The organism is Micromonospora sp. M51 (genome assembly GCF_018070305.1).
Lineage (GTDB): Bacteria > Actinomycetota > Actinomycetes > Mycobacteriales > Micromonosporaceae > Micromonospora > Micromonospora parva.
Map to the genome: position 1 here is coordinate 1 of NZ_JAGPXZ010000139.1, position 10,717 is coordinate 10,717.

Below are 10,717 nucleotides of genomic sequence, written 5' to 3' on the forward strand. Positions count from 1 at the left end.
CCTCGACCGCCCCCGGCGCGCCCAACGCCGGGGTGTCGACCGGCGCCCCGCATCCGCGGCGCTGGATCGCGCTGGCGGTCATCGCGGTCTCACAGCTGATGGTCGTCCTGGACGCCACCATCGTGAACATCGCACTGCCGCAGGCCCAGGCCGACCTGGGGATCACCGACGCGAACCGGCAGTGGGTGATCACCGCCTACACGCTGGCCTTCGGCGGTCTGCTGCTGCTCGGCGGTCGCATCGCCGACTACTGGGGGCGCAAGCGCACCTTCATCGTCGGCATGACCGGTTTCGCGCTCGCCTCGGCCCTGGGCGGTCTGGCCACCACCGGTGAGATGCTCTTCGCCGCCCGCGCGTTGCAGGGCGCCTTCGGCGCGCTGCTCGCCCCGGCCGCGCTGGCGCTGCTCACCGTTCTCTTCACCGAGACCACCGAGCGGGCCAAGGCCTTCGCGGTGTACGGCGCGATCGCCGGCGGTGGATCGGCTGTCGGTCTGCTGCTCGGCGGGGTGCTCACCGAGTACGCCGACTGGCGCTGGTGCCTGCTGGTCAACATCCCGGTCGCCGCGATCGCCATCGCCCTCGCCCTCCCGCTGGTGCCGGAGAGCCGGGCCCACGGCAACACCCGCTACGACGTACCCGGTGCGATCGTGGTGACCGCCGGCCTGGTCTCCCTGGTGTACGGCTTCACCAAGGCCGCCGAGGACGGCTGGGACGCCACCGCGACGCTCGGTTTCATCGCCGCGGGCGTGCTGCTGCTCGCCGCGTTCGTGGTGATCGAACTGCGCTCCAGCCACCCGCTGCTGCCGCTGCGGATCCTGCTGGACCGCAACCGGGGCGGGGCGTTCCTCACCTCGACGCTGATCGGCGCGGGCCTGTTCGGGGCGTTCCTCTTCCTGACCTTCTACTTCCAGGTGGTGTTGCAGTACAAGCCCCTGGAGGCCGGTCTCGCCTCCCTGCCGGTCACCGCCGGTGTGCTGATCGCCGCGGGTGGCGCGAGCCAGCTGATGCCCCGGGTGGGGGCCAAGCCGCTGATGGTCGCCGGTTCGGCGCTCGCCGCCCTGGGCATGCTGGTGCTGACCCAGATCGACGTGGACACCCCGTTCCTCACCCACCTGCTGCCCGCGCAGGTCGTCCTGGGCCTCGGGTTGGGCTTCACCTTCGTCCCGCTGTCCAGCCTCGCCCTGGTCGGGGTGCCGGAGCACGACGCCGGCGCGGCCAGCGCGACGCTCAACGCCACCCAGCAGATCGGCGGCTCGCTCGGCACCGCGCTGCTGAACACCTTCTACACCAGCGCGGTCGCCGCCTACCTGGTCGGCCGGGCGCCGAACCCGGTCAACCAGGTCGAGGCGCTGGTGCACGGCTACCGGGTGGCCTTTGCCTGGGGCGCGGCGCTGATCGTGCTCGCCGGGCTGGCCACACTGGTCCTGGTGAAGGTCCGCAAGGAGGACGTCCCGACCGGCAACACCGTGCACATGGGTTGAGCTGACCGCCGTGGCCGCCGGCCGGAGCGCCCCGAGCCTGGGGTGGGCCGGCCGGTGGCCACGTCCGGTAACGTCCCGATCATCGTCGAAAATCCGTTGAGGAGACCCATGTCGACCCCTGCTGACCAGATCATCACCGCTCTGCGCGCGGGCCACGAGGAGCTCGCCGCGCTCGTCCGGGACCTCAAGGAAGACGACCTGCTCCGCCCGTCCGGGGCCAGTGAGTGGCAGGTGTCGCAGGTGTTGAGCCACCTGGGCAGCGGCGCCGAGATCAACCTGGCGACGCTGGAGGCGGCCCGCACCGGCACGCCCGGCCCGGACGGGGACTTCAACCGTGGCGTCTGGGCCCGCTGGGACGCGATGTCCCCGGCCGAGCACGCCGCCGGCTTCCTCGCCAGCAACGAACGACTGGTCGAGGCGTACGAGGCGTTGGACGCCGAGAGCCGGGCCTCGATGCGGGTCGACCTCGGCTTCCTGCCGGAGCCGGTCGACGTGGCCACCGCGGCCCGGTTCCGGCTCAGTGAGTTCGCCCTGCACCAGTGGGACGCCGAGGTGGCGTTCAACAGGTTCGCGGCGGTGACGCCGGGGGCGGTGGCGCTGCTGCTCGACCAGATCGGCGGCATGCTGGCCTGGACCAGCCGACCGCATGAGTTGGACGGTCGGGGGGCCACCCTGCTGGTCCGGCTGCACGCGCCCGAGCGGACGTTCGGGCTGCGGCTGGGTGAGCAGGTCGAGATCGTCGACGCGCCGGAGCATCCCGACGGCGAGCTGGTGGCGCCGGCCGAGGCGTGGCTGCGGCTGGCCACCGGACGGCTGGGTCCCCAGCACACCCCCGACGGGGTGCTGGTGACCGGTTCGGTGACCCTCGACGACCTGCGCCGGGTCTTCGTCGGCTTCTGAGACGGTGCCGCGCGGGCCGGTGATCCGGCCCGCGCGGTGTCTCAGCCCTTCACGCAGACCACCTGCTTGAGGTGCGCGACCACCTCGACCAGATCCTCCTGCTGGGCCATCACCTCGGTGATGTCCTTGTACGCGCCGGGGATCTCGTCAACCACCCCGGCGTCCTTGCGGCACTCCACCCCGGCGGTCTGCGCGGCCAGGTCCGCGGTGCTGAACGTCCGCTTGGCCTGCGCCCGGGACATCCGACGCCCCGCGCCGTGCGACGCCGAGCAGTACGCGTCCGGGTTTCCCCGCCCCCGCACGATGTACGACCCGGTGCCCATCGACCCGGGGATGATGCCCAGCTCACCCCGGCCGGCCCGGATCGCGCCCTTGCGGGTCACCAGCACGTCCACCCCGTCGTAGCTCTCCTCCGAGACGTAGTTGTGGTGGCAGCTGATCGGCTCGTCGTAGCCGACCTGCGGGAAGTGCTCACGCACCACGCCGCAGAGCAGGGCCAGCATGACCGCCCGGTTGCGCCGCGCGTACTCCTGCGCCCAGAACAGGTCCCGCCGGTACGCGTCCATCTCGGGCGTCCCGGCGAGGAACACCGCCAGGTCCCGGTCCGGAAGGTCGGCGTTGTGCGGCAGCCCCCGGGCCACGGCGATGTGCCGCTCGGCCAGTTCCTTGCCGATGTTGCGGGACCCGGAGTGCAGCATCAGCCAGACCCGGCCCTCGTCGGCGCCGCCCTGCTCCAGGCAGACCTCGATGAAGTGGTTGCCCCCGCCGAGGGTGCCGATCTGCCGCTGCGCCCGCGTCTGCAACTGCGCCACCCGTCGGTCCAGGCCGGCGAACCGGCCCCAGAAGTCGGCCCAGCCGGCCTGCTCCAGGCCCCGGATCCGGCGCGGGTCGACCGGGTCGGTGCGCTGGGCGAAGCCGACCGGGATGGTGGCCTCGATCGCGGAGCGCAGCCCGGCCAGGTCGTCAGGCAGGTCGGCGGCGTTCAGCGAGGTCCGCACCGCCGACATCCCGCAGCCGATGTCGACGCCGACCGCGGCCGGGGAGACGGCCTGCCGCATCGCGATCACCGAGCCGACCGTGGCGCCCTTGCCGAAGTGCACGTCGGGCATGACGGCGACGCCCTGCACCCACCGCAGCGCGCCGATGTTGCGCAGCTGCTTGGCGGCCTGCGGCTCGATGGCGTACGGGTCGGTCCAGACCCGGACCGGTGCCCGGGTACCAGCGAGCGGGGTGAATCCCATCGTGGTCTCCTTGTGTCGTGCCGGCACCAACGTCGCATGGTGACCGGAAATGATCGCGTACCGGAAGGCCGGGCGCGGAAGTTCGTCGGATACGAAAAGACCGCCCGACCCGCAGGGGTGGGCGGCGACACCGGACGCGTTGGCGTCAGCGGTGGCGTCGCCCTGGTCGCCGGCCCTCAGCGAGCTGACCGAGACAAGTGGGCTGACCGAGATACCGGCACCGTGCGCCCGAGGGCAACCCGGCACCCGCACCTGGCGTGCGCCAGATGGTCGTGGTGCGGTCGCGCTGCGACACGGCGTACTCCCCGGGGTCTGATCGGTTGACCTTGCTTCGATGACGGTAGGCGGGCCGCGGCCTGTCCGCAAAGGATATTGCGCGCCGGTCGCCCTGGGCTCGGGCGTCGGCCCGAGCGGCTCAAGATCGTGCTCGATCCAGGAAAGAGGGCCCTCAGGATGCGACGAGGCCACCACATCATTGTTCGAGCGCGATCAGACGAGTTTCGCCGACGCGGACACCCGTAGCCCGGGGCACGGCCTCGTGGCGGTGGCCGTCGGGTGGCGGGCCGCTTCGGCTCCGGCACCGTCGGTGAGGGTGGCGGTGACGGAGCCGAAGAACTGGCCCTTGTCGTAGTGGCCGATGGTGCTGGCGCGGTAGTCGGGCTCGTGCGCGATCGGCAGCAGGTCGGGAATCGCCATGGCCGCGAAGCTACCGCCGGGCTACGACACGGGCACCACCCGGAAGGACTGCGCGGCGGTGCCGTTGCAGGCGTACTGGATGAGCTGGACGCTGTCCGCCGTCGACGCTCCCGGCACGTCGAGGCACTTGCCGCTGCCGCGGTTGACCAGGCGGTAGTAGCCGCCGCCCTCGGGCTCGGCCCGCCACTGCTGGTTGTTGCCGCCGCTGTAGGACCAGAGCTGGATGGGCGCCGAGTCGGCCGTCGACCTGTTGGTCACGTCGAGCACCTGGGCGCTGTTGTTGCGGTTGTTGACCCGCAGGTACCCGTCGCTGGTCGGCACGAACTGGTACTGCTGGGCGGCGCTGCCGTTGCACGCGTACTGCTGGATGGCGGTGCCGTTCGCGCTGGCCGCGGCCCGCGCGTCCACGCACTTGCCGTTGCCCCGGTTGACCACCGTGTGCCAGGCGGTCGGCGAGATCGTGCCGTCGGACGGCGGGGGCGTCGTCGGCGGGACGGTGCCGGCACCGGCGAGCCAGTGCAGCCCGTCGATCAGCAGCTGGTTCTGCTGCGGGCTGTCGAAGGTGGAGGACAGCCCGGTGTTGGTGCTGTAGTTCATCGCGTTGTGCCCGAAATTGGCGTAGAGCATCTTGTACTGCCGGTTGCTCCAGACCAGCGGGTAGTAGCCGCCGTACCAGGACTGGTTGGGGTCGGTGCCGACCGGGAAGCTGGACGGGTCGACCGAGGCCAGGATGTCGATGTTGGGGTTCTGCCGCAGGTCGTTGCTCCAGGAGTACCACTCGCTGATCGAGGACGGGAAGGTCGCCGGGAGGTTCCGGGTGGCGGGGTGGGTGCGGTTGTCGGCGCGCATGGTGACCCGGGTGGGCCCCCAGGTGTTGGTCTGGAACGCCCCGGTTCCGAGGAAGGTGTTGTAGTACCAGCTCCAGCTCGACGGGTTGTCGGTCCACGCGCTGACGTGGAAGCCCAACCACGCTCCGCCGTTCTGCATGTACTGCTGGAACGCGGCGCGTTGCCCGGTGGGCGGCGCGTCGTCAAGGAACATGACGACCTTGTACTGGGCCAGGTTGGCGGTGTTCAGCAGGCCCCAGTTGTTGGTGGCCTCCCAGGAGAAGCCGTACTGGGCGGCGGCCTGCGGGAACCAGGCCCGGGCGTCCTTGACGAAGTCGATGTGCGCGGCGTCCCAGGTGCCGTTGTAGAAGGCCAGGACCTTGAACGTCGGCGCGGCCTGCGCACTGCGCGAGGCGCTGACAGCGACACCGGCGGTCAAGGCGACGACCAGGGCGACGAACAACGACAGGATCCTTCTGGTACGGGAGGAGAGTTCTGCGATCACCTGATCGTCCCTTCGGTGGGGACGCGCGCCGCCGCGTCGAGGTACATCTGTTCACAAGGTTTACAGATAGACGAAAGGTTATTCCTCTGACCAGATCGCGTCAATCGCCGATCGCCCGAACGGGTGGGATTCCTCCGGCAACGGGTACCCCCGCCGGATGACCAGCCCGGACGCCGTCGACGTCGACACGCCGCTCGCCGTGGACGTGCCCGCCGCGCCGCACGACGCCAGCGGCGAACATGTGCCGATCCGCGACCTGGCCGGCCTCGCGCCGCCGACCCGGTCGGCGCGCCGCTGGACCCCGAGCCGGGTGGTGGCCACCCCCGCGGCGCTCGACCACCCGCACGGCCAACGGATCGTCGAACGGGTGCGGGCACTCGGCATCGAGGTGGAACACCTGCGCGCCAACCGGCTCACCGGGGTACGCGGGCAGACCGACCGGGAAACCTACGCGCGGGCCAAGTCGACAATGGCGATCGTGGTGAGCCCACCCTCGCGGCGTGTCCTGCAACCCATCGCGCCCAGCGCGGACTGGCGGGTCGACCTGGCCGAGGGCTGCCCGGCGCACTGTCAGTACTGCTACCTCGCCGGATCCCTGTCCGGCCCACCGGTGACCCGGGTGTACGCCGACCTCGACGACATCCTCGCCGGGTTGGCCGCGTACGCCGGGCGCGGTACGGTGACCAGCCGCAACGCGCGGCGCGCCGACGAGGGCACCACCTTCGAGGCGTCCTGCTACACCGACCCGCTCGCCCTTGAGCACCTGACCGGCAGTTGGCGGCGCGCGGTGCAGCACTTCGCCGACTGGGACGCCCCCGTGCAGTTGCGCTGGACCACCAAGTACGCCGACGTGGACACCTTCGTCGGCCTGCCGCACGCCGGCCGGACCCGGGTCCGCTTCAGCGTCAACTGCGCCCCGGTCAGCCAACGGTTCGAGGGCGGCACCGCCCGGGTGCCGGACCGACTGGCCGCGCTGCGCCGGCTCGCCCTCGACGGCTACCCGGTCGGGCTGACCATCGCGCCGATCATCGCGCTGCCGGACTGGCGGGAGCACTACGGCGACCTGCTCGACCAGGTCCGCGCGGCGGTCGACGGGGTGCCCGATGTGGACCTGACCGCCGAGCTGATCACCCACCGGTTCACGCCGGGCAGCAAGGAGGTGCTGCTCGGCTGGTACCCGCGTACCCGGCTGGAGATGGACGAGGAGTCCCGCAGCCGCAAGCACGGCAAGTTCGGCGCGGTGAAGTACGTCTACCCCCGCGAGCAGATGACCGAGCTGCGCGACTGGTTCACCACCGAGCTGACCGCCCGCGTCCCGGCCTGCCGGATCCTCTACTGGACCTGACCCCGGGCTAGACGCCGACGGCGCCGTCGATGCCCTCGCGGAGAAAATCGGCGTGGCCGTTGTGTCGGGCGTACTCGTGGATCAGGTGCAGCATCACCAGCCGCAGTGACACGGTCTCGCCGGAGCGGGCGTTGCGGCCGGTCACGTCGAGCGACGCGGCGGACCGCTCGATCCGGCGGGCGTGCGCGACCTCACGCTCCCAGGCGTCGAACGCCTCGGCCCGGGTGGCCGAGCTGGCGTCGTACGCCTGCTGGAAGTCGCCGGTCTCCGACCACACCAGCGGGATGTCCTCGCCGTCGATGACCCGCCGGAACCAGGCGCGCTCCACCTCGGCCATGTGTCGCACCAGGCCGAGCAGGGACAGGGTGGAGGGCGGCATCGACTGCCGGCGCAGGTCCCCGTCGGAGAGACCCTCGCACTTGAGGGCCAGCGTGGCGCGGTGGAAGTCGAGGAACGCGCGCAGCGTCTCCCGCTCGTCGCCGGTAACCGGGGGGCCGATCCGTTCGGTGGTCATTGAAACGATCATGCCGGACGGCGGCTGCGGGGTCCGGCCTGGGTCAGCCGACCGAGGATCGGGCGACCGGGGCGGCGAAGAACGTGTCCGGGTACGGCTCGTCGCGCAGGCTGTAGTGCCACCACTCCCGGTCGTAGTTGACGAACCCGGCGTCGGTCATCAGCCGCCGCAACAACTGCCGGTTGTCCCGCGCCGTCGCGGTGACTGAGGGGTCGGCGGTGTGCGCCCGGGGGTCGAAACAGTCGAAGCCGGTACCCATGTCGATGCTGTTGTCGGCGAAGCGCTGGGCGCGCGGCGCGGTGCAGGCGACCAGCGGTTGCCCGACCCGGTACGGGGGTTGGCTGGCGGCGGGATCGTCGACAAGGGTCAGGTCCAGGGTGCTGCCGCGGCTGTGCGCGGTGGGCGCCCCGATGTAGCCGTCGGCGAAGAGCCGGTTCTTGGCGAGGTCCGGGTAGAACTCGGCCTTGGTCTGCTGCTCGTCGGGGCGCTTCGACCAGGCCACGAAGTCGTCCACCGCCGGTTGCGGACGGTAGCAGTCGTACACCTTGATGCTGTGTCCGCTGGCCAGCGCGGCGTCCTGTACGCGGCGCAGCGCCTGGGCCGCCTGCCGGGTGAGCAGGCACAGCGGCTCCCGGTAGCCGGTGATCGGCCGGCCGACGAAGTTGTGCGCCGTGGCGTAGCGGATGTCGCCGTGGATGCGCGGGTCGACGTCCGTCAGCACCACGAACCCCGGCAGCGGGGGTGCCCCGGACGGGGTCGGCGCGGGGGTGGGGCTCGCCGACGTGGGCTGCGGCCCGGTCGGCGCGGGTCGGGGCTCCGCCCGCGAGCAGCCGGCGAGCAGCGCGACGAGCGCGACGATGACGGCCAGGCGGTGACGCACCAGTCCTGTCTATCAGCCCAGCCAGGGCCGCTGTCCCAGGATCCGCTCGCGGTGCGCGAAGTCGCCCTGCCCCCGGCCGCCGGACACTGCGAATCCACGAAAGTCGATTCCACCTGGAGCCATTTGTCGACGCAATCAACGAAAGTTGGCGAAAAAGCTCCGGAAGTTTTCCGCAACTCCAGCCAAGCTTCGGTCGACCTGGCATGTCGTCAAACCCCATCGGTGAGGCAAGATGACCCGTGGAACGGGCACGCCGTTTCGGGACACACGGTGGACGACGACTTCTGGTCGTTCCTCCGGCTCGGTGAAGGAGACGCGGGTGGGCGCGGACGACGGACGCAGGGTGACCATCACCGCGATCGCACGGGAGGCCGGGGTGTCGGTGCCGACCGTGTCACGGGTGCTCAACGGACGCTCCGATGTGGCCCCGGACACCCGCGAGCGGGTCGAGGAGTTGTTGCGCCACCACGGCTACCGGCGTCGGACCAGCCGCAGCGTCCGCCGCGCCGGCCTGGTCGACCTGGTCTTCAACGACCTGGACAGCCCCTGGGCCGTGGAGATCATCCGCGGTGTGGAGGACGTCGGGCACGGGGCGGGTGTCGGCACCGTGGTCTCCGCGATCCACCGGCAGCCCACCGCGGCCCGGCAGTGGTTGCAGAACCTGCGCACCCGGGCCACCGACGGCGTCATCTTCGTGACCTCGCACCTCAGCGCGCCGCTGCACGCGCAGCTGCGTCGCCTCAACGTGCCGGTGGTGGTCGTCGACCCGGCCGGCGTGCCGGCCATGGACGTGCCGACGATCGGCGCGACCAACTGGGCCGGCGGGCTCGCCGCCACCGAACACCTGCTCGCCGTCGGGCACCGGCGCATCGGTTTCGTGGCCGGGCCGACGCATCTGCTGTGCAGCCGGGCGCGACTCGACGGTTACCGGGCCGGGCTGGAGGCCGCCGGCGTGCCGGTCGACGACGCGCTGATCTACCCGGGCGACTTCTACCACGCCTCCGGGTTCGCGGGCGGGACCGCGCTGCTCGACCTCGCCGACCCGCCGACCGGCATCTTCGCCGCCAGCGACCAGATGGCCTTCGGCGTCTACGAGGCGATCCGCCGCCGCGGGCTGCGCGTCCCGGACGACGTGAGCGTGGTGGGTTTCGACGACCTGCCGGAGGCCCGCTGGGCGTCCCCGCCGCTGACCACCGTTCGCCAGCCGTTGGTCGAGATGGGACGGTTGGCAGCCCGGACGGTGCTCCGCCTCGCCCAGGGCGAGGGCATCGACTCGCCCCGGGTGGAACTGGCCACCGAACTTGTCGTGCGCGACAGCACCACCGCCCCGCCGACCGGGTCACCCGCCTCGGCGTGACGGCCGGACCTGCCGCAGAAACCGGTTGGACCGGTTCCGGTCCGTTCCGGAAAGTTCCGGCCAGGTCGTGGCCGGCCCGGGCGCGGTGAGCGACCGACGGTCACCCACCGCGCCGCACGGTCAGTGGTGGTGGTGCCAGCGGACCGCCTTGCGGATGGTCACCGGCAGTGCTGGCGCACCGTCGACCGGTGCCGGGTCCTCGGCGGTCGGCGCCACTCCCCCGGCGGCGATCCGGTCGAGGGTGGCCAGGCCGGCCGCGTCGACCTCGCCGAAGATCGTGTAGTTCGGGCGCAGCGCGGAGTTGGCGTAGACCAGGAAGAACTGGCTGCCGTTGGTGTCCGGCCCGGCGTTCGCCATCGCGAGGACGCCCCGGGCGTACACCCGGCGTTCCCCGGTCGGGTCGGTGGGCGCGGGAGGCAGGTCGGTCGGCAGTTCGTCGCGGTACCGGTAGCCCGGGCCGCCCTCGCCGGTTCCGGACGGGTCACCGCACTGCAACACGCTCAGCGTGGGGTACGCGGTGAGGCGGTGACACGGGGTGCGGTCGTAGAAACGCTTGCTGACCAGGTGCAGGAAGCTCTGCACCGTGCACGGCGCGGCGGCCCGGTCCAGTGTCAACCCGATCGGCCCGTGGTTGGTCGCCAGGGTCACCCGGACGCTGCCCCGGGCCGGGGTGCGGCGCGGGTCGGGCGGCAACGGCACCGGTCGGGCCGCGGGCTCGTCCGGGGTCTCGGTGTACGCGCACGGGCCGTGGGTGGTGCGCGGCGGTCTGGCGGCGTCGGCGGCGGTGGGCGGCGCTGCGGACACGCGCACCGCGTCGGCCGCCGGGGCCGGCGCGGCGAGCGCGGTGGCGGACGCTCCGACGACCAGCGCCCCGGCGAGCACTGTCACCCCCGCGAGGCGGGTCAGGGCGCGCACCGGCCGGCGGGGTGCCGCCACTGCGGGGCGCGGTTCGGGTTCACTCGGCACAGGGA

The 10,717-nt window shown here is 71.9% G+C and carries 10 protein-coding genes; 4 read left to right on the plus strand and 6 right to left on the minus strand.

Annotated elements, in window-relative coordinates:
- Positions 1-1,481: MFS transporter (locus KBX53_RS10445; RefSeq protein WP_247675416.1), on the plus strand; the 1,481-nt coding region annotated here is incomplete at its 5' end.
- A gap of 108 nt (positions 1,482-1,589) precedes the next feature.
- Positions 1,590-2,381, plus strand: a complete 792-nt coding sequence (locus tag KBX53_RS10450; RefSeq protein ID WP_210858865.1) for a maleylpyruvate isomerase family mycothiol-dependent enzyme — start codon at positions 1,590-1,592, stop codon at positions 2,379-2,381.
- Positions 2,382-2,422: 41 nt separating this feature from the next.
- Here KBX53_RS10450 and KBX53_RS10455 read toward each other — a convergent pair whose 3' ends face one another.
- The 3 genes from KBX53_RS10455 to KBX53_RS10465 form a co-directional block, all read right to left on the minus strand.
- On the minus strand, positions 2,423-3,622 hold the full coding sequence (locus KBX53_RS10455; RefSeq protein ID WP_210858866.1) for an RtcB family protein: 1,200 nt from the start codon (positions 3,620-3,622) through the stop codon (positions 2,423-2,425).
- A 489-nt stretch (positions 3,623-4,111) separates the two neighbouring features.
- Entirely contained in the window at positions 4,112-4,318 is a 207-nt protein-coding gene (locus KBX53_RS10460) for a hypothetical protein (protein WP_030332419.1), read from the minus strand.
- Between the two features lie 21 nt (positions 4,319-4,339).
- Positions 4,340-5,650, minus strand: a complete 1,311-nt coding sequence (locus KBX53_RS10465; protein ID WP_307857879.1) for an RICIN domain-containing protein — start codon at positions 5,648-5,650, stop codon at positions 4,340-4,342.
- Between the two features lie 157 nt (positions 5,651-5,807).
- On the opposite strand from KBX53_RS10465, the gene KBX53_RS10470 reads away from it, so the two are divergent.
- Entirely contained in the window at positions 5,808-6,995 is a 1,188-nt protein-coding gene (locus KBX53_RS10470) for a spore photoproduct lyase family protein (protein ID WP_209444556.1), read from the plus strand.
- A 7-nt stretch (positions 6,996-7,002) separates the two neighbouring features.
- Here KBX53_RS10470 and KBX53_RS10475 read toward each other — a convergent pair whose 3' ends face one another.
- Both KBX53_RS10475 and KBX53_RS10480 read right to left on the minus strand, forming a co-directional pair.
- The gene (locus KBX53_RS10475; protein ID WP_210858867.1) at positions 7,003-7,509 is read right to left on the minus strand and encodes a DinB family protein; all 507 of its coding nucleotides are present in this window, start codon (positions 7,507-7,509) and stop codon (positions 7,003-7,005) included.
- 43 nt (positions 7,510-7,552) lie between these two features.
- Positions 7,553-8,389 carry a M15 family metallopeptidase gene (locus KBX53_RS10480; RefSeq protein WP_309140746.1) on the minus strand — a complete coding sequence of 279 codons (837 nt, stop codon included), beginning with the start codon at positions 8,387-8,389 and terminating at the stop codon, positions 7,553-7,555.
- 319 nt (positions 8,390-8,708) lie between these two features.
- Here KBX53_RS10480 and KBX53_RS10485 point away from each other — a divergent pair, with 319 nt between their 5' ends.
- Positions 8,709-9,746 carry a LacI family DNA-binding transcriptional regulator gene (locus KBX53_RS10485; protein WP_030332410.1) on the plus strand — a complete coding sequence of 346 codons (1,038 nt, stop codon included), beginning with the start codon at positions 8,709-8,711 and terminating at the stop codon, positions 9,744-9,746.
- 120 nt (positions 9,747-9,866) lie between these two features.
- On the opposite strand, the gene KBX53_RS10490 is transcribed toward KBX53_RS10485, so the two are convergent.
- The gene (locus KBX53_RS10490; protein ID WP_210858876.1) at positions 9,867-10,682 is read right to left on the minus strand and encodes a peptidylprolyl isomerase; all 816 of its coding nucleotides are present in this window, start codon (positions 10,680-10,682) and stop codon (positions 9,867-9,869) included.
- Between the last annotated feature and the right edge of the window lie 35 nt (positions 10,683-10,717).

What these genes read in the sequence shown, in the direction of transcription:
- KBX53_RS10450 (WP_210858865.1), top strand. Translation starts at nt 1,590, where the DNA reads ATGTCGACCCCTGCTGACCAGATCATCACCGCTCTGCGCGCGGGCCAC.
- KBX53_RS10455 (WP_210858866.1), bottom strand. Translation starts at nt 3,622, where the DNA reads ATGGGATTCACCCCGCTCGCTGGTACCCGGGCACCGGTCCGGGTCTGG.
- KBX53_RS10460 (WP_030332419.1), bottom strand. Translation starts at nt 4,318, where the DNA reads ATGGCGATTCCCGACCTGCTGCCGATCGCGCACGAGCCCGACTACCGC.
- KBX53_RS10470 (WP_209444556.1), top strand. Translation starts at nt 5,808, where the DNA reads ATGACCAGCCCGGACGCCGTCGACGTCGACACGCCGCTCGCCGTGGAC.
- KBX53_RS10475 (WP_210858867.1), bottom strand. Translation starts at nt 7,509, where the DNA reads ATGACCACCGAACGGATCGGCCCCCCGGTTACCGGCGACGAGCGGGAG.